Below are 430 nucleotides of genomic sequence, written 5' to 3' on the forward strand. Positions count from 1 at the left end.
ACATTACGCTTTTCTTTTGGTTCGAACTCCTGTGGTTGATAGAATGTCTTAGTGTTATGGCATTCAATATGCATCAGTTGAATGTTATCTTTGTTTAAGGTTATCCGATCGTCCTTGTAGTTATCTGGTGTTATCTCAATCTTGTGGTCGCAGATACTCTTGCCTTTGATTAACTTATGACATACCTCACACCTCATCTGTCTCTCTCGTCTGACCTCATCTCTCAACTCTTTCCACGGCTTTGAGTTGTAGAACTTAATCTGCCAATCACGAAACCATTGAGGATGTTTAGGATTAAAGAACCTACTCATTAGCCAGCACCTCGAACTGTGTGTAGGTGTCCACACTGTAGCTATTAGCAGATACTAGGTCATTGACCTGCTTCTGAATTGCTTGTCGCTCTCGTATGGATGTGCTGTTAGTCTTTAAC

Annotated in this window: 1 protein-coding gene; it reads right to left on the reverse strand. The window is 41.2% G+C overall.

All coding sequences use genetic code 11. The features are described 5' to 3' along the window. A partial coding sequence (locus BTA35_RS16955) for an HNH endonuclease (RefSeq protein ID WP_139363731.1) occupies positions 1 to 311 on the reverse strand: 311 nt, incomplete at its 3' end. Positions 312 to 430 lie beyond the last annotated feature (119 nt).

It is taken from the genome of Oceanospirillum linum (assembly GCF_001995095.2).
In the GTDB taxonomy this organism is placed as follows: domain Bacteria; phylum Pseudomonadota; class Gammaproteobacteria; order Pseudomonadales; family Halomonadaceae; genus Oceanospirillum; species Oceanospirillum linum.